General features: G+C 55.8%; 15 protein-coding genes and 1 other RNA gene. 7 read left to right on the top strand and 9 right to left on the bottom strand.

From position 1 onward, the window contains the following. Positions 1–29: 29 nt before the first annotated feature. The 5 genes from CUC55_RS10275 to polA all read right to left on the bottom strand — a co-directional run bounded on the left by CUC55_RS10275 (position 30) and on the right by polA (position 7,505). Positions 30–1,379 carry a sigma-54-dependent transcriptional regulator gene (locus tag CUC55_RS10275; RefSeq protein ID WP_103087752.1) on the bottom strand — a complete coding sequence of 450 codons (1,350 nt, stop codon included), beginning with the start codon at positions 1,377–1,379 and terminating at the stop codon, positions 30–32. Next, on the bottom strand, positions 1,376–3,217 hold the full coding sequence (locus tag CUC55_RS10270; RefSeq protein WP_103087751.1) for a sensor histidine kinase: 1,842 nt from the start codon (positions 3,215–3,217) through the stop codon (positions 1,376–1,378). Before CUC55_RS10270 ends, CUC55_RS10275 begins: the two co-directional genes overlap by 4 nt. 121 nt (positions 3,218–3,338) lie before the next feature. After that, complete coding sequence (rpmF, locus tag CUC55_RS10265) at positions 3,339–3,524, bottom strand: 50S ribosomal protein L32 (RefSeq protein WP_003507205.1); 186 nt, start codon at positions 3,522–3,524, stop codon at positions 3,339–3,341. Positions 3,525–3,719: 195 nt separating this feature from the next. Then, positions 3,720–4,442 (bottom strand): DUF1868 domain-containing protein, encoded by a 723-nt coding sequence (locus CUC55_RS10260; RefSeq protein WP_103087750.1) that lies wholly within the window; start codon positions 4,440–4,442, stop codon positions 3,720–3,722. A gap of 72 nt (positions 4,443–4,514) precedes the next feature. Next, positions 4,515–7,505, bottom strand: a complete 2,991-nt coding sequence (gene polA / locus CUC55_RS10255) for a DNA polymerase I (RefSeq protein WP_103087806.1) — start codon at positions 7,503–7,505, stop codon at positions 4,515–4,517. 418 nt (positions 7,506–7,923) lie between these two features. On the opposite strand from polA, the gene CUC55_RS10250 reads away from it, so the two are divergent. Continuing rightward, positions 7,924–8,358, top strand: a complete 435-nt coding sequence (locus tag CUC55_RS10250) for a MarR family winged helix-turn-helix transcriptional regulator (protein WP_067649673.1) — start codon at positions 7,924–7,926, stop codon at positions 8,356–8,358. A 68-nt stretch (positions 8,359–8,426) separates the two neighbouring features. Continuing rightward, positions 8,427–9,818 carry a M20/M25/M40 family metallo-hydrolase gene (locus CUC55_RS10245; protein WP_103087749.1) on the top strand — a complete coding sequence of 464 codons (1,392 nt, stop codon included), beginning with the start codon at positions 8,427–8,429 and terminating at the stop codon, positions 9,816–9,818. A 465-nt stretch (positions 9,819–10,283) separates the two neighbouring features. Here CUC55_RS10245 and CUC55_RS10240 read toward each other — a convergent pair whose 3' ends face one another. Beyond that, positions 10,284–10,493, bottom strand: a complete 210-nt coding sequence (locus tag CUC55_RS10240) for a cold-shock protein (RefSeq protein ID WP_045230211.1) — start codon at positions 10,491–10,493, stop codon at positions 10,284–10,286. A 517-nt stretch (positions 10,494–11,010) separates the two neighbouring features. Between CUC55_RS10240 and CUC55_RS10230 the strand changes: the two genes are divergently transcribed. Both CUC55_RS10230 and CUC55_RS10225 read left to right on the top strand, forming a co-directional pair. After that, entirely contained in the window at positions 11,011–11,469 is a 459-nt protein-coding gene (locus tag CUC55_RS10230) for a YbaK/EbsC family protein (RefSeq protein ID WP_067649667.1), read from the top strand. A gap of 125 nt (positions 11,470–11,594) precedes the next feature. Continuing rightward, positions 11,595–13,907, top strand: coding sequence for a transglycosylase domain-containing protein (locus tag CUC55_RS10225; RefSeq protein WP_103087748.1), 2,313 nt, complete (start codon positions 11,595–11,597; stop codon positions 13,905–13,907). 56 nt (positions 13,908–13,963) lie between these two features. On the opposite strand, the gene CUC55_RS10220 is transcribed toward CUC55_RS10225, so the two are convergent. Beyond that, positions 13,964–14,551: a c-type cytochrome gene (locus CUC55_RS10220; RefSeq protein WP_103087747.1), complete on the bottom strand. Its 588-nt coding sequence runs from the start codon at positions 14,549–14,551 to the stop codon at positions 13,964–13,966. 149 nt (positions 14,552–14,700) lie between these two features. Between CUC55_RS10220 and CUC55_RS10215 the strand changes: the two genes are divergently transcribed. Continuing rightward, positions 14,701–15,456, top strand: a complete 756-nt coding sequence (locus CUC55_RS10215; protein WP_067649656.1) for a 3-deoxy-manno-octulosonate cytidylyltransferase — start codon at positions 14,701–14,703, stop codon at positions 15,454–15,456. A gap of 11 nt (positions 15,457–15,467) precedes the next feature. Then, on the top strand, positions 15,468–16,325 hold the full coding sequence (locus CUC55_RS10210; RefSeq protein WP_425352807.1) for a prephenate dehydratase: 858 nt from the start codon (positions 15,468–15,470) through the stop codon (positions 16,323–16,325). 15 nt (positions 16,326–16,340) lie between these two features. Here the strand turns inward: CUC55_RS10210 and nudC are convergent, their stop codons facing one another. Both nudC and CUC55_RS10200 read right to left on the bottom strand, forming a co-directional pair. Beyond that, positions 16,341–17,312: an NAD(+) diphosphatase gene (nudC, locus tag CUC55_RS10205; RefSeq protein WP_103087746.1), complete on the bottom strand. Its 972-nt coding sequence runs from the start codon at positions 17,310–17,312 to the stop codon at positions 16,341–16,343. Further along, positions 17,312–17,716 (bottom strand): HIT domain-containing protein, encoded by a 405-nt coding sequence (locus CUC55_RS10200; RefSeq protein ID WP_067649881.1) that lies wholly within the window; start codon positions 17,714–17,716, stop codon positions 17,312–17,314. Before CUC55_RS10200 ends, nudC begins: the two co-directional genes overlap by 1 nt. 89 nt (positions 17,717–17,805) lie before the next feature. Between CUC55_RS10200 and ffs the strand changes: the two genes are divergently transcribed. Further along, positions 17,806–17,902, top strand: an RNA gene (gene ffs / locus CUC55_RS10195) — signal recognition particle sRNA small type. Positions 17,903–17,953 lie beyond the last annotated feature (51 nt).

Below are 17,953 nucleotides of genomic sequence, written 5' to 3'. Positions count from 1 at the left end.
ATCAAAGGTATATTTCGTCTGAATATAGTTTAGGGTTCATCCCCAAACTCTTGTTTCGTCAGTGCGTGTTTTNGCATTTTTNCATAGAGTGTTTTGCGCGATATTCCGAGTGTCTCGTAGACGGCTTTGAGATTGCCTTTGTTGAGGGCAATCGCTCTTGTCAAAACAGACTTCTCGAATTCTGCGACCTTGGCGGAAAGGCTTGTAGCGTTATCTGACGTTGTCCGCGGCCCATCAGAGGCGCTGCCATCTAACCCCAGCACCAGCCGATCTGCAGCATTTCTCAGTTCCCGAACATTGCCCGGCCATTCCCGCATGGCAAGCGTTGATACGATATTGGAGGGTACATCGAGATCATCCCGGCCATAACGCGCGGCCGCCTCGCGCACCAACTGGAGGAACAGAAGCGGGATATCGGATCGGCGCTGCGCCAGCGAAGGCACATGAACGGTCGCGACATTGAGCCGGTATAGCAAATCCTGCCGAAAACGGCCCGCCACCGCCTCTTGTGCCAAATCAGCCTTGCTGGTCGCGATAAAGCGGACATCGAGCTCCACGGTCTCGTTGGAGCCAAGACGAGTGATCGTACGCTCTTGCAGCACCCGCAACAGCTTGCCTTGCATGTCTGATGGCATGGAGCCGATTTCATCCAGCAGCACCGTGCCGCCACGGGCATGTTCGAACTTGCCGTAACGCGGGCGCAGCGCGCCGGGAAAAGCCCCCGCCTCATGGCCAAACAGCTCGCTTTCGATAAGGTGCTGCGGCAACGCGGCGCAATTGATAGCGACGAAGGGTTTGTCTGCACGGGCGCTGACATCGTGGAGCGCGCGCGCCACCACTTCCTTGCCCGCACCGGTATCGCCGATGATCAGCGTATCGGCGTCGGCCGCACCAATCGCGCGGATGCGATAGCGCAGATCGACCATGACCTGCGTGCGCCCNGGCAGTCGCGTTTCCAGATCATCGCGTTTTCCAGCAACTGCACGAAGACGGCGGTTTTCCAGAACGAGTGAGCGCCGGTCTATCGCGCGTTTGATGATGCCAGCAAGATATTGAACGCTGAACGGTTTTTCGATGAAATCATAGGCGCCGTTGCGCATGGCGCTAACGGCAAGCTGCACATCTCCATGACCGGTGACCAGAATGACAGGGATTTCCGCATCCAGTTCCCGGACCTTTTGCAGCAGGGTCATTCCGTCCATGCCAGGCATTCTGATATCGCTGACGATGATGCCATCGAAACTGTAGCCAATGAGTTCGAACACATGGTCGGCATTATCGACGGTGACGACGTCTAGACCAGCAAGCTCCAGCGCCTGTGCGGTGGAAAGCCGCAAGTCCTCTTCGTCATCGATCAGCAAAACACGCGAGACATTCATTCGGCAGCAATCTCCATCGGTACGTCGGCGTCCAACTCAATATCGAAACGCGCCCCACCCTCGGGCAGATTGGTGACGCTCAGACGCCCGCCGAAATCCTTGACGATGTTGTAGGAAATGGAAAGCCCAAGGCCCAACCCCTTGCCGACGCCTTTGGTGGAAAAGAACGGATCGAAGATACGCTCCATGATGGCGGGTGGAACGCCGGGACCGTGGTCGCGAATGGAGAGGATAACTTTTTCGCCCACCTGGCGCGCTGTAAGACCAATCTGTCGATCGCCCAGCCCCTCCACAGCATCGGCTGCATTTGAGATGATGTTGACCAAGACTTGCTGGAGCCTGACAGGGCCTGCTTTGACCTGAAGCGGCACGGGTCCCAAATCCACCGTCAATCGCGCGTCTGCTGCCTTCAGTCGCGCGTTGACGATCTCAAGCGTATCGCTGACCACGGCATCCAGCGGGACAGGCCCGAGCTTTTCATTAGGTTTGCGCGCAAANTTGCGCAGATGCTTGCCAATGGCTGCCATACGGTCGATCAGCACCGAGATACGTTTCAGATTATCCGAGGCTTCGCCCACCCGTCCGCGCTCTATCAGTAAAGATGCGCTCTCGGCGTATGTCTTGGCAGCAGCCAGTGGCTGGTTGAACTCGTGGGAAAGGGCGGCCGACATCTGGCCGAGCGCTGCCAGCTTGCCAGCCTGGATCAAATCCTTCTGCGTCTTGCGCAACCGTTTTTCGGTCTGCCTGCGCTCGGCAATCTCATGCTTGATGTCTACATTGACGCGTGCAAGATCGGCGGTGCGTTCCTCCACGCGTCTTTCAAGTTCGGCCCGCGCTTCCGCCTGGTGGACCAATCTGTCCTGGAGGCTCTTGCGCCGCTGTAACATGGCGGCAACCAGCGCGCCGGCGAGGCAGAGGCAAAGAACGATCGCGATCATCGTTGTTTTGACCTGCGTGCGCACCGAGCTGGTGTCCATCAATACATTCACCGTCCAACCAGCATCGGGCATCGGCTGGGAGAGGAAAAGATATTCCTTCTCCTGCTCGCCCTCGCGAATCGTCATCATGTCATGCGCACCAAAAGTGCCGCGTGTCAGGCCCAGCGGCTTCAGATCCGCGTCGGAATACCGTCGTGAGCTTTCCGTCTTGGCAATGCGTTCGGGGGTGAGTGGCTGGATGGCGGCGTAAAGCCATTCCGGCGTTCCCGTCATGAAGATGATGCCTTCGGGATCATTGACGAAAATCCGGTTCTCGCCATTGCCGAAGGATGCCTCGATGCCTTCGATGTCGACCTTGAAGACGATGACGCCCTTGATCTCTTCGTTGAAGAAGATGGGTGAGGCAAAATAATAGCCGCGTTTGTGCGAAGTGGTGCCCAGCGCAAAGAATTTCGATTGCTGGCCCTTGGCGGCATCCTGAAANTATGGGCGGTAGCTGAAATTCTGGCCGACGAAGCTCGCCGGTCCATCATAATTGCTGGCAGCAATGGTCTCGCCATCCAGCGTCATAATGTAGATATCGGATGATTTCAGCAGATCGTTGATGGATTTCAGGTAGATATTGGCGCGCAGTCGCAACGCCTGATCCTGCGGGTGAACAACCAGCTCCTCAATATCGTCATGATCTGCCATCAGCGCGGGCAGCGGCTCATAGCGACTGAGATGTCCGCCCAGTGCAGAGACTGCCAGCCGCAACGTAGTGCCACCTTGCGCCGCTACCTCATCGAAGTAGCTTTCGGCAACGAGATCGCTGCCCTTGGTCAAGGCAACGCCGCCAAGGCCCAAGCAAAAAAGCACGATACCGATCCAGCGATATGTCACCGCTCTTCCCCTCCGCATTCCCAGGTGCAAGTCTAAGTGGAGGCGCTGGAATTTCCAAGCACGATCGAAGTGCACTTGGATAAAACAAAAAAGCCGACCCAAAGGTCGGCTTATTCGTCAATCAAAGACTGCGCAGAAATTATGCGCTTTCTTTCGGTGTCAGAACCTGACGACCACGGTACATGCCTGTCTTCAGGTCGATGTGGTGTGGACGGCGAAGTTCGCCGGAGTTCTTGTCTTCAACGTAAGTTGCAGACTTCAGGCCATCGGCCGAACGACGCATGCCGCGCTTGGACGGGCTTGTTTTTCTCTTTGGTACTGCCATTTTGTGTAACTCCACTGAAGCGGCGAAACACGGGAACCAGCCAGGACCCAGGCCGAATGTCACATGTTTCTATATCTGAATTTTGGCGCGCTTATACATGCCTCACTGGGCTTTGACCAGCCCCGGTGCACATTTTTTCGAGAATGGCCGAATCACAATCAATGTTTCCGCGCCAAAGCATTTCCACATTGACTATCAGACAGGATCGAAAACGATCAATTCCTCAAAATGCTTCATATCGCTGAATTCACAGAATGCTGGTGCTCGCATTTCCAGAACCGGAACAGCAGACTGCAGTTCTTCAAGGCATTCGTCCAGCATTCTTTGCCACGGGGNCAGGCAGTCGGGTTCGAACCAGCGCATGACGTAGGCGAAGGTGATGTGAAACTCGTAGGTATCGTGGTCAGGGTGCCGATAACCGAAGGCATCGGCAAATGCATTGCGCCATGCGGCCACGATGCGGTCGTCCTCGGGCGTCACGCCTTTCAGCGTGAGGCCGAGAGGGCCGACATGGGTCACCTGCATGAAAAAGGGCGGAAGCTTTGGAAAGCTCTCAAGTTTTTTTNGATAAAATTCTGTCATCTGGGCGATTGAGGAATCACCGGGCATGTTCTTCGGCCAATAAGGCCAATCGCGGCGATATTCGATGACGCCCTGAAAGACTGTCATGTGCAGACTGGAAATCGGTGTGAAGGCCAGATGGCTGTGCGCCTCTGGCATTCCTATGATTTNCTCGCGCGCCTTGATGATCGCACTTTGCGTGCGCGACCCCTCTGCCAGATGGCAGACCACAGTATTGCCCGGCTCATGCAGGAACTCGCCGTTCGAATCGTAACGGGTTCCTAAGTGGCGTGGTGGTGCCTCTCTTTTGTCTGTGGAAAACGCAGTCAGCTCAGGTGAAACGACAGGCGCGTGCATATGTTGAAGGCTCCCTAAAACGAGGTAGCCTCACTTACTACTGGCAAACGACACTTCCATGACAAGGACGCGTCAGTGCGCCTCGTCCCAGTTGGCGGCTGCGCGCGCATCCACTTTCAAGGGCACTTTCATGTCGATGGCAGGCATGGCCGCATTTTCCATGATGGACACGACAACCGGCAAGGTCTTGTCGATCTCGGCCTCTTCCACTTCAAAANTAAGTTCGTCATGCACCTGCAGAAGCATACGCGCAGAAAGCCGAGCCTCGCCCAATGCCGGTTCTATACGGATCATGGCACGACGGATGATATCGGCGGCAGAGCCCTGAATAGGCGCATTGATCGCAGCGCGTTCGTTGAAGGCGCGCACCGATGGATTGGACGACTTTATTTCAGGGTAATTGATGCGGCGACCGAAGATGGTTTCGACGTAGCCATTGTCTCGGGCATATGTCTTGGTGTTCTCCATATAGTCGCGAATGCCGGGGAAGCGCTCGAAATATTTTTTGATGTATTCACCCGCTTCCGAGCGCCCTATGCTGAGTTGATTGGCGAGGCCGAAAGCGGAAATGCCGTAAATGATGCCGAAGTTGATAGCCTTGGCGCGGCGGCGCACTTCGGATGGCATGCCCTCTACGGGGACGCCAAACATTTCGGACGCCGTCATTGCGTGAATGTCGATGCCCTCAGCAAAGGCGTTTCTGAGTTGCGGAATGTCAGCCACATGCGCCAGCACCCGAAGTTCGATCTGGCTGTAATCTGCGGATAGAAGCTTGTTACCCGGCGTCGAAATGAACGCCGTGCGTATCTTGCGGCCCTCTGCCGTTCGCACCGGAATATTCTGCAGATTCGGCTCCGACGACGACAAGCGGCCCGTGGTGGTGGATGCCAGCGAATAGGATGTGTGCACCCGCTTCGTTTCCGGATGAACGTAACCGGGCAGGGCATCGGTATAGGTGGATTTCAGCTTGGTCAGTTGGCGCCAGTCCACGATCTTGCGTGGCAGTGGGGCGCCCTCTGCCGCTAGATCCTCCAGCACTTGAGCAGAGGTCGACCATTGGCCGGTCTTGGTTTTGGAGCCACCGGGTAATCCCATTTTGCCGAATAGGATATCACCAAGTTGCTTGGGCGAGCCGACATTGAATTTCTCGCCTGCAAGTTCGTAAATCTCGTCTTCGAAAGCGGCGGCTTTCTGCGCCAACTCACCGGAAAGGCGGGATAGAATTTGCCTGTCGACGGTGATGCCGCGTTCTTCCATGCGCGCAAGCACCGGCAAAAGCGGGCGCTCCAGTCGCTCATAGACGGATGTCAGTTTGTCGGCTACTAGGCGAGGCTTCAACACCATCCACAGGCGCAGGGTTACATCGGCGTCTTCTGCGGCGTAGGCTGTGGCCTTGTCAATATCGACGAAATCGAACGTCACGCCGGATTTGCCGGAACCCGCCACGTCTTTGTAGGCAATTGGCGTATGGCCAAGCCAACGCTCGGATAGAGCGTCCATGCCGTGCAGACCTTTACCCGCTTCCAGCACGTAGGACAGCAGCATCGTGTCGTCATAGCTTTGAATGGTGATGCCGAGGCGCTTGACCAGCAGATAGTCGTATTTCAGGTTCTGTGCGACCTTGAGAACGGCAGGGTCTTCCAGCAATGCTTTCAACCGTTCAAGCGCGTCGTTGAACGGTATCTGGTCTGGTGCCAGTTTGATCCCGTCGCTGAAGAGATCACCACCGGAACCTGTTTTATGACTGAGCGGCACATAGGCTGCGCGGATACTGGCACCGCTGGCATCCCTGCTATTGTCGGCAACGGCCAGTGAGAAGCCAACGAGTTCCGCTTGCATGGGGTCGAGCGATGTCGTTTCCGTGTCGAAACCGACAACACCGCTTTCGCGGGCCATCGCAATCCACCGGTCCAGTTCATCAAGGCTGCGGATGGTCTGGTAAGATGTGACGTCGATCTTGGCCGCTGAGAAAATGGCCTCACGAGATGATGCCAGTGCAGACGGCGTACTGCCTTCGAGCTTGGAGGCAACGGCAGACGCATTGCCAACCGCGCTTTCATCGAGCGGCATTGTCTGTTCCGTTGCTGGCGCATTTGTAGCATCCAGATCGGGGCCATGGGCGAGCGCACCGCGCTCCACTGGCACATGAGCCGCATCGATAACGGCAGCATCCGCACCTGTTGCCTCCGCGACACGTCGGGTCAGCGTCGTGAATTCCATGGCTTTCAGGAAGGCAATCAGCTTCGGCCCGTCCTGCGGCTCCAGCGTCAGCGCATCGAGTGCCATTTCCAGCGGGACATCCGTACGCAGCGACACGAGTTGGCGTGAGAGACGCGCTAGTTCCGCATTGGCGATTATGTTTTCGCGGCGTTTCTGCTGCTTGATCTCTCCTGCGCGCGCTAAAAGCGTATCGAGATCGCCGTATTCCTCCAGCAACTGCGCCGCGGTCTTGGGGCCGATGCCAGGAATGCCTGGAATATTATCGGTCGAATCCCCTGTCATCGCTTGCAGATCGATCATCTTCTCAGGTGCAACACCCCATTTTNCGATGACATCAGGCACGCCGATCTGCTTGTCCTTCATCGCGTCATACATATGAACGTTGGCACTGACGAGCTGCATCAGATCCTTGTCGGATGAGATGATCGTCACATCCGCGCCGATCGCCTCCGCCTGCCGGGCATAGGTCGCAATGATATCGTCCGCTTCGAACCCTTCCGTCTCGATGCAGGGCAGATTGAACGCGCGTGTGGCGTGGCGGATCAAGCCGAATTGCGGCACCAGATCTTCCGGCGGGGCTGACCTGTTGGCCTTGTAGAGATCATAAAGCTCGTTGCGGAATGTTTTGGATGAATAATCGAAANTCACCGCAAANTGCGTCGGCGTGACACCCACATCGGTGTTGCGCGCATCCTTCAAAAGCTTCCACAGCATGTTGCAAAAACCGGATACGGCATTGACCGGCAATCCATCCGATTTGCGGTTGAGCGCAGGAATGGCATGGAACGCCCGGAAGATGAACCCGGAGCCGTCTACGAGGAAGAGATGATCGCCTTTTTTCATGGGAAGCATGGATAGCGCGGGCCATGGTTGGCGTCCACATAAAGTTGCTGGCCGAATGCAGCAACGCACCGTTTCTCAGGCGCCAATCGGCGCGTTTCACTCTCACCAGAACGTTACTAATTTGTAATCCTGGCTTCCCTTGAAAAGCCGCATTTGCAGCCTCATTTCGTAAGGGACGGCGACTGATCACGCCGTAGTCTGATAGCTGGCTCGTCCCCCGCCGCGTCAGACCGGACAAAGGCCTATCCCCCCTCTCCGGGCCTTTGTCCTTCAACATAACCGCCATGGCTGTCCCTCCCGGCCATGGCGGTTTTTTNATGCGCGTGCCCTGATCACACGTTTCACGAAAGCCTGCGGCCCTACATAGCTTGGTATATAAACGCGGCTGATATGATCGCCGCTTAGTGGCAGGGATGAGATGCGTTTTTCGCGAAACGATTCGGCGACCTACCTCGCCGCCCAGCTTGCAAAAACGTTTTCAAAAGCGCTGAGCAAGCGAGCGGCGACATTCGGCTTTTCGCCTGGTCAGTTCCCCATCTTGCTAGAGCTGTGGCATGAAGACGGGCTGACACAGCGCCAGTTGCTTGATCGTGTCGATGTAGAGCAGGCGACGCTCGCCAACACTTTGGCGAGGATGGAGCGCGATAGCCTTATTCAGCGAAAGCCTCATCCCAAAGACCGCCGTGCCCAGATCATCGAATTGACGGAAACGGGTCGTGAGCTTGAAATGCAGGCTATTTCTGCATCCAAGGCGACGGATGATGCCATGCTTGCTACCCTCTTGAAGTTCGAGCGGCAATTGCTGCTCGAATATATGAGCCGCACGATAGAGGCATCCAGAACCGAAACGTAAATTTCCGGCTCGAAACCGCGCGGCCTTTGCTCTATCCTGTTTTGATCTTTGCATGACAGGATCGCGTAATGACAGATATTTCCCCCGTACTTTCGGCGGTTGACGACAACATCAATTCCAGCCTCGAGCGACTTTTCGAACTGGTCCGTGTCAAATCCATTTCGACGGACCCGGCCTATAAGGCAGAATGCGGCAAGGCGGCCGACTGGTTGGTCCGGGATTTGACGAGCCTCGGTTTCAATGCCTCGATCCGTGATACCCCCGGTCACCCAATGGTCGTTGCCCACCATGATGGCGTAACACCGGATGCGCCGCATGTGCTGTTTTACGGTCACTACGATGTGCAGCCCGTCGATCCCATTGCGCTTTGGGACAACGATCCGTTCGACCCCGCGATCGAGGATATCGGTGAAGGCAGACAGGTCATTACCGGTCGCGGAACCTCTGACGACAAGGGTCAGTTGATGACCTTCGTGGAAGCATGCAGAGCCTACAAGCAGGTGCACGGTTCGCTGCCACTTCGCATCACCATTTNGTTCGAAGGCGAAGAAGAATCCGGCTCGCCATCGCTGAAACCTTTCCTTGATGCCAATGCCGGTGAATTGAAGGCCGATTACGCGCTGGTCTGCGACACTAGCATGTGGGATCGCGAGACGCCGGCTATTGCTGCCGCCTTGCGCGGTCTGGTCGGAGAAGAGATCGTCATCACTGCCGCTGACCGCGATCTTCATTCCGGCCTCTTCGGTGGTGCTGCGGCAAATCCCATCCATATTCTCACGCACATACTCGCTGGTCTTCATGACGAGACGGGCAGCGTGACGCTTCCCGGATTTTACGATGGTGTTGAGGAAACGCCTGCCAACATCAAGGCATCGTGGGATAATCTGGGGCGCACCGCTGAGTCGTTTCTGGGTGAAGTCGGCCTGTCTATTCCAGCAGGGGAAAAAGGTCGTTCTGTTCTCGAGTTGACCTGGGCGCGTCCGACGGCGGAGGTCAACGGCATCATCGGTGGCTATACCGGCGAGGGCTTCAAGACCGTGATTGCGGCCAAAGCGTCGGCCAAGGTCTCCTTCCGCTTGNTGGGGGAGCAGGACCCGGCTGCAATCCGCGAGAGCTTCCGATCCTATGTCCGCTCGAAAATCCCAGCTGATTGCACGGTGGACTTTCATGAGCATGGCGGCTCACCGGCCATCCAGCTCTCCTATGATTCGCCGGCTTTGACGAAAGCAAAGAACGCGCTTTCGGATGAATGGGCGAAGCCTGCCGTCGTGATCGGTATGGGCGGATCCATCCCGATCGTCGGTGATTTNCAAAAGATGCTGGGCATGGACTCATTGATGATCGGCTTTGGACTGACCGACGACCGCATTCACTCGCCGAATGAAAAATACGACCTGCAATCCTTCCACAAAGGCATTCGTTCCTGGGTACGGATTTTGGCAGCGCTGGGCGGTAAATAATAAAAAGCGCCGTCGGTCATTCCGGCGGCGCTTTATTTGTGAACGTTTGAAGCCCTAAAAANGCAAAAAGGCCGGGCAAGCCCGACCTTTCCTACCGTTTTNGCTTCAGTGCCAGTACATCCGTGGTCAAAGTGCATAAAACGGTTTGGTGTCTCAGCACGGCGCCAACTAACTTCGCTGTCGCTCGCGTCTTCGGAAAACAGATTGCCTTGCTTTGGTTAATCTTTGGTTAACGCACAAGAAGCAATCGATTGGTCCATCGGACAATTACCGAAACACTCGTGAACTTAATATTGGTATGGCGCTCGGCGTTTACAAGGCGGCTTTCCCTTTTTTNATAAAACTCTAAAGGGTGATATCTGAACAGGGCATTCTTGCCGAAACAGGACAAATAAAAAANGGCCGGAAAATCCGGCCTTTCAAAATCTTGATCAAGCTGGCGATGTGCCAGCCGACAACGCCAAATTAGGCAGCAACGATGCTGTCTGCAGACATCTTGCCAGAACGACGGTCCTGAACGAGTTCGTAGGTGATCTTCTGACCATCCTTAAGGCCGTTCAGGCCAGCGCGCTCAACAGCAGAAATGTGCACGAATACGTCCTGTGCGCCATCGTCAGGCTGAATGAAGCCGTAGCCCTTAGTCGCGTTAAACCACTTTACTGTACCAGTCGCCATAACGATGTTCCTTCCGTTGGCAAATTACGTTTGCACTGAAAATCAGCGCGGTGTTCTCGAATTTGAAGGAAAGATCGTCGTATGCGTCTCAAAAAAGACGTCGAAGCTCTGGTCGTCAAACAAATATCGATGGCGAAGAATTAATGTCGCACAGCGGATATGTCAAGTTTCTTCGACAAGGTTTGGCGAGCCTAAACCAAGCTTTTTTCTATCCGCGCGCGTCGATTTTCGCAGTGATTACCGACATATGGGTGGTCGACTGAACCAAGTCAAAAANGCAAAANCCCGGCGCGGGAGGAGGTGCGCCGGGTTCTTGATACTGACTGACAACTGGGAGGAGGAGTGTTGCCAGTCCAACCGGGCGACGCTGGGAGGAGGAGTGCGTCGCTTCGATGATTTGAAGATACTACGATTTTCCCCAAAAAACAGTCAAAACATTGCAGTGCAGCATTGCGCAAAATGCATAACTAACAGCAGATGTATTGCTCTTTTGCGCGTTAACGCCTAAACATTGAGCATGAGTATTGAATCTGTTCGAAAATACTTCACGTCTGTTGCGCCTGACATCACCATTGTCGTGACCGAAGCGAGTTCTGCGACTGTTGCGCAGGCCGCAGAAGCCCACAATGTCGCCCCGGACCAGATTGCCAAGACCATTTGCCTGAAGGCGGGGGAGACCGTTCTTCTGCTGGTTATGGCTGGAACCAGGCGGTTGGACAATCGCAAATTCCGAGATCGGTTCGGCGCCAAACCGCGCATGCTGGGTGCAGAAGAGGTCTTTGAAGTCACCAGTCATCCTGTCGGCGGTGTCTGCCCCTTTGGTTTGCCTTCGCCATTGCCGATCTACTGTGATTTTTCGCTTAAAAATTATGCCGAGGTCGTGCCAGCGGCTGGTGCTACCAATGCTGCTGTCCGTATCAGCCCAGACTATATGGCCGCGTTGACGTGCGCCGAATGGGTTGACGTCTGCCAGTGACGGCAACGTGACAACTCGTCTCCCTTAACCCCACCTTAAATCGCCGCATTTAAGCTTCATCCGGATGCAACGACGATCACAGGGCAGGGAACAAAACCGCCAAATCATGGAGCGATGTCCCGCAGATGGCAGGTAATGGCAAGTCAGGCCAGCGCGTAGAACCTTCTTTCGGGGATTTTCACGAATCCGGCGACGACTTGCGTCTCGATGCGAGCGACCGGATCAACGGCACAAAAGGCGGCGCCAAAAAGCCCAAGCAATCCGATCCCTTCGAGCCCCAGAAGCGCGAACGTTCCAGGAAAACACCGTCGAAGCACCAGCCGCGATCCAGTGGCGGCATCACAGGCTTTATCCGCTCCTGTTTCTACTGGTGCATCGTGCTCGGTATCTGGGGCGGAATCGGCGTTGCGGGTCTTGTTCTCTATTACGGTGCGCGCATGCCGAGCGCCAGCACTTGGACCATCCCGGAGCGCCCGCCCAATCTGAAAATCGTCGCCGTAGACGGCACCGTGCTTGCCAATCGTGGCACGACAGGTGGCGAGGCGCTGGCACTAGAAGATATGTCGCCCTATCTTCCGCAGGCAGTGGTTGCCATCGAGGACCGGCGCTTCTACTCGCATTTCGGCATTGATCCGCTGGGTCTTGCCCGCGCCATAGTCACCAATATAACAAGCGGCAGGACGGTTCAGGGTGGCTCAACCCTGACGCAGCAGCTTGCGAAAAACCTGTTCCTCTCTCCCGACAGAACACTTGAGCGCAAGATACAGGAAGTGTTGCTCTCCTTTTGGCTGGAGCAAAAATATACCAAGGACCAGATCCTTGCGATGTATCTCAACCGCGTCTACTTCGGCTCGAATGCTTACGGGGTAGAGGCGGCATCGCGCCGGTACTTCAACAAGTCCGCCCGCGATGTCAATCTTGGTGAAGCAGCACTTCTGGCCGGATTGCTGAAAGCGCCGTCTCGCCTTTCGCCCGCGCGTGACCCTCAGGCAGCGGAGGAACGTGCGCAGGTCGTTCTCCAATCCATGCACGACGTCGGCTTTATCAGTGAAGATGAGATCAAGACGGCAATGTCGCAACCGCCGACAAAGGCAAAGCGCTTTTGGTCTGGTGCCGAGCATTATGCCGCCGATATGGTGCTCGAAGAAGTCCGCATGCTCGTGGGCGACGTGAAGCAGGATCTGGTTGTCGATACGACCATTGATCTTGATCTGGAAAAAGAGGCCGAAAAATCCCTCTCCGATGTTTNGAAAAGCGAGGGCAAAAAGCTCGGCGCATCGCAGGCAGCACTTGCCTCCATTGATGGAACGGGTGCTATCAGAGCCATCGTCGGCGGAGCGGATTATACGGAAAGCCAGTTCAACCGTGCGTCCAAAGCAAAACGCCAGCCTGGTTCCGCGTTCAAGCCCTTCGTCTATATTGCCGCGCTGGAAAGCGGTTTGACACCGAATTCTGTGCGCAACGATGCGCCGGTCAAANTCGGCAAGTGGACGCCGGAAAATTACGACCAGAAATATCGTGGCGAAGTCACGCTGGCAACGGCGATTGCTAATTCGCTGAACACCATCGCCGCGCAACTTGTCATGGAAGTCGGACCGGACAGGGTGACGCAGGTCGCTCACCGCATGGGCATTGAATCAGACCTTCAAGCCAATGCTTCCATTGCGCTTGGTACTTCGGAAGTATCACTTCTTGAGCTAACCGCCGCTTACGCCCCAATGATGAATGGCGGCTTCAAAGCAACTCCGCATATCGTCAAGCGAATCACTGATCCTGACGGAAAGGTGCTTTACGAGAACAAATACGACAATCCACCACGTGTTTTGAGTGAAGCCATTGCTGCAACCATGAACAGCATGCTGGTGGGCGTTATCAATGAGGGGACTGGCAAGGCAGCACGGCTGAAAGGTTGGCAAGCGGCTGGAAAGTCTGGCACCACGCAATCCTTCCGTGACGCACTTTTCGTTGGCTATACCAGTACGTTGACCACCGGCGTGTGGTTCGGAAATGACGATGGCACGTCGATGAAAAAGGTCACGGGCGGCGGTCTGCCGGCCAAGGCGTGGAAAGAGTTCATGACGGCGGCGCATGCGGGGCTCACGCCATCTCCGTTGTTTGGGCTCGGCGCCTATGGCGCACCAGAGATCGGCCAACCTATGGCGGAAGCGCCAGGGGCACCACCGAAGTCGATCGGTGACATTATCTCGAATGCCTTGGGTGGCGGGCCAGCGCCCACACCGCAGGATTATCCAGCAGCACCCGTCGGCCCTGATCAGACGGCCTCGACATCGCCTTATCCGCCGGCCGATATTCCGGCCCAGCAGTTTCCGCAACAGAATGGTGGCCCGGTTCCACCCGCTGATATCGGCGGCAATGCGCCGCAACGGCAGGGTGCGCCGAAGCAGACGACATTGTTCGATGTGTTGATGGGAAATTGACTAGAGACGATGTGCTCAGCAAAAAGCCCGGCGAACCGGGCTTTTCCAGAAGTCTATCAGTTTGTCGCCGCCGGTGCGGGGGCAGGTGCCGCCGCAGGGTCTGGCAACGGTGCCGGATTGGCCGATAGGGTGCGAAGATAGGCGATCAAATCAGCGCGCTCTGTCTCTTTCTTGATGCCGGCAAAGCCCATGGCGGTGCCTGGAACATGCTTCTTTGGTGCTTCGATGAAGTAGCTGAGGTGGTCATAATCCCACTTCTCGGTGCTGCCTTTGGAGAAGTCCTTCATGCCTGCCGAATAGCTGAAGCCCGCGTGGCTGGCGATGGGGCGGTTGACGACGTCATAAAGGTTGGGGCCGACTTTATTGGGGCCGCCGCTCTCCCCGGTGTGACAGCTCACACACTTCTTAAAAACGGTTTCGCCTTTCGCAGCATCGGCACTTGCCAGAAGTGTGGCAATAGGCGTTGCTACCGCAGCAGCTTCCCCGCTGCCGCTATCTGCCCCGCTTGTCTCTGCAACAATGGCGAAACCTTCCTTTNCGGGTGTCGGTGCATGGAAANTACCTTCCGACGCTATCGATACCGACATAAGGACGAATATCGTGCCCAAAAGGGCTCCGACCGCCATGTTTACATATGAATTCATTGATTTGCGCTCCCTCACAACCGTTCGCATCAAACGGACATCTTGAAATTGCTCAAAAGCTATGGCTTTTGCACAGCCTGCGCAACTTGAATATGTTCCCCGCACGGTGACGTATTGCCACTTTTATTGCGGGATTTGAAGGGTGTTGGATGAATAATCGGTATTTCGAAAAAGCCGTCGTGCTAATTCCGGCACGAATGGCTTCGACCCGCCTGCCAGGCAAGCCGTTAGCCGATATTGCAGGCCACCCCATGGTCGTTCAGGTTGCAATGCGGGCGCGCGAAGCGGGCGCAGAGCGTATCGTCGTCGCAGTCGATGATGATCAGGTATTCCAAGCCGTCAAAAATGCCGGTTTCGATGTGACTATGACCCGTCAGGACCACCAATCCGGCTCTGACCGTATTTATGAAGCGCTGCAGAAAGCCGATCCTTACGGCAATGCCGAATTCGTCATCAACGTTCAGGGTGACCTGCCGACCATTGAGCCGGAAACGATTCGTGCGTCGTTGCGCCCTATGGATAACGCGTCCGTAGATATTGCCACCCTGACGGTAGAGATCACCGATGAGGAAGAAAAGACCAACCCCAGTGTCGTTAAGATCGTCGGCAGCCCTATCTCCGATACGCGGTTGCGTGCGCTGTATTTCACGCGTGCGACTGCGCCTTATGGTCAAGGCCCGCTCTACCACCATATCGGGCTTTACACCTACCGCCGCGCAGCCCTTGAAAAATTCGTAACGCTGAAACCTTCACCGCTGGAACTGCGCGAAAGCCTTGAGCAGTTGCGCGCGCTGGAATCGGGAATGCGCATCGATGCGGAAATCGTCCAGTCGGTTCCACTCGGCGTCGATACACAGGCACAACTCGACAGGGCGCGTGAAATCCTTACAGGCAAACAGAATTGATGGCGATCCCCATGAGCAGCAACCGCATTGCCTTTCAAGGCGACTATGGCGCGAATTCCGACATGGCATGCCGCGACGTGTTTCCCGACATGGACCCGCTGCCATGCCCGACATTTGAAGATGCCTTCAACGCGCTTGAGAACGGCGATGCAGATCTCGCCATGATCCCGATTGAAANCACGCTGGCAGGCCGCGTCGCCGACATCCATCATCTGCTGCCCGAATCACGTCTGCACATCATTGGCGAATATTTTATGCCGATCCGCTTTCAGTTGATGGTGCTGCCAGGTGTGAGCGAAGATGAAATCAAGACCGTGCACAGCCACATCCATGCGCTGGGCCAATGCCGCAAAATCATTCGCTCTAACGGCTGGAAGCCAATCGTCGCTGGCGATACCGCGGGCGCTGCAAAACAGGTATCCGAGTTGGGGGACCGCAGCATGGCGGCTCTTGCGCCACGGCTTGCTTCACAATTGTATGGCCTTGATATCCTGGCCGAAAACGTCGAGGATTCGGAAAACAACGTGACGCGGTTCGTCGTGCTGTCGCGCGATGAAAACTGGGGGAAGCGGACAATGGCGGATGAGGTAATCGTCACCACCTTCGTCTTCAATGTCCGCAACATTCCAGCAGCCCTCTACAAGGCCATGGGTGGTTTTGCGACGAACGGCATTAACATGACGAAGCTGGAAAGCTATCAGTTGGGCGGCAAGTTCGTGGCGACGCAGTTTTATGCCGACATCGAAGGCCATCCGGAGGACGAGCCGGTGCGTCACGCTTTGGAAGAGCTGCGATTCTTTTCCGAAAAAGTCCGTATTTTCGGCGTCTATCCGGGCCATGAGATGCGCCGCAAGCTCAACAATCTCTGAGCCTGCAACGCAACCTCACTCCGCCGGTTTCTCCCATTCGATCCAGTCGCGCATCAGNCGGTGCGCGATGGCACNGCGCGGGGNTGGGGTACGGCCATCGGGCGCGCTCATTTCCAGAAGTTCCATCACTTCATCACGGGTGAACCAACGGCAATCTTCCAGCTCTGCCTCATCGCGCGTGATGTCGAAAGACAAGGCTTCCGAGAAGCAGCCAATCATCAGTGTGTGCGGCATGGGCCATGGCTGTGACGCGTGATAACGCACGCGACCCACATCGATATGGGCCTCCTCATGCGTCTCGCGTCGGACGGCGTTTTCGATCGTTTCACCGGGTTCGACGAAACCGGCAAGGCAGGAGTACATGCCTGGTGCAAAGTGCGCTCCACGACCCAGCAGACACAGGTCACGCTCGATATCGATGGTTAGCATGATGACGACAGGGTCGGTACGCGGAAAGATCGTATGGCCGCAGGCAGCGCAAATGCGTTTGTATCCACCGATGCGCAGTTCCATCGCGCCGCCGCAGCGGCCACAGAAATGATTGTCCGCATTCCATTGGATGAGACTGACAGCCTGCGCAACCTCTCCCAGCAGTTCTTCGCCAATTAGCTGATCTCGATACAGTGTCCGCGCGTCGACCGGCTTGTAATGACTGGCCAGTGTATCGGCGGCAATCCGCACGGGAACGGCAACGCGCGGTTCACCATTGTCCTTGTAACCCAGCAGAATGGCATTCTCGAAGTCGGGGTTAAGTTCAGCCAGTTCGTAGGCCGCAAACAGCGGGTCGAGAACCTGATCGTCATGTTTGAGGACGAGCTTATTGCCGGCGAAGGCCAGCAAATGTGTTCCCTCGATCTTTAAGGCATTGACGACGCACTCTTCAGTCCGTTTCTCGGCCATACGATCAATAGCGTTTTGCGCAAAGGCAGTGAGCTTGCTGGGTTCTGGGTGAGGAGAGTTGGTGTCGAAAATGCTTTTTGAATTCATTAGAGCGCGCCGCCCAGCTTTTTCATAAAATCGTGTTTGTCGTCATCCGCATAAGGGATCGGTGTACCTTGTCCCCAGATAGGTCCGGGCCAGCACTCGTCCCCTTCGTTGCGAGCGATGATATGGATATGGAGCTGGCGGACGATGTTCCCAAGAGCGCCAACGTTTATTTTCGTGGCTCCGGTCAAGTCTTTTAGCGTCGATGCCACCTGATTAGTCTCAAAGGTCAGCATTGCCTGATCGAGCGGGGTCAGATCAAACAGCTCACTCATGCCATTTCGCTGGGGAACGAGCACCAGCCATGGCCAGCGTTTGTCGTTTTGAAGGCGCAATTGGCATAGGCCCAGCTTGGTAATCAGCACGCTGTCGCGGGCCAGTCTCTCGTCAAGCCGGAATATGTCCAAGGCATCCTCCCAATTTGTTTTCGCTGTGATAGCAGTTTTTTGGCGGCTTGGCTTGCATTTGGTTTTATTATTGCCGATATGTGCCTTCGGGAGGTTGGTGGTGGACGAGCCACTCGCCAACCGGGTCAGGTCCGGAAGGAAGCAGCCCTAACGAGCCAGGCACGGGTCGCCGTGCCAGCCTCCCACCTTTTCTTTTTGAAGACGTGCTCAGGTTTCGCCGGGCCAGTTCGGCCTGAC

Source organism: Agrobacterium bohemicum, assembly GCF_002896715.1.
Taxonomy (GTDB): domain Bacteria; phylum Pseudomonadota; class Alphaproteobacteria; order Rhizobiales; family Rhizobiaceae; genus Agrobacterium; species Agrobacterium bohemicum.
Note: the sequence above shows the minus strand (reverse complement) of the source record. Positions and strands in the feature narration are given on the sequence as shown.

Excerpts from the sequence above, each read along its gene's own strand:
- CUC55_RS10230 (WP_067649667.1), top strand. The coding sequence starts at position 11,011 with ATGAGTATTGAATCTGTTCGAAAATACTTCACGTCTGTTGCGCCTGAC.
- CUC55_RS10215 (WP_067649656.1), top strand. The coding sequence starts at position 14,701 with ATGAATAATCGGTATTTCGAAAAAGCCGTCGTGCTAATTCCGGCACGA.
- CUC55_RS10240 (WP_045230211.1), bottom strand. The coding sequence starts at position 10,493 with ATGGCGACTGGTACAGTAAAGTGGTTTAACGCGACTAAGGGCTACGGC.
- rpmF (WP_003507205.1), bottom strand. The coding sequence starts at position 3,524 with ATGGCAGTACCAAAGAGAAAAACAAGCCCGTCCAAGCGCGGCATGCGT.
- CUC55_RS10250 (WP_067649673.1), top strand. The coding sequence starts at position 7,924 with ATGCGTTTTTCGCGAAACGATTCGGCGACCTACCTCGCCGCCCAGCTT.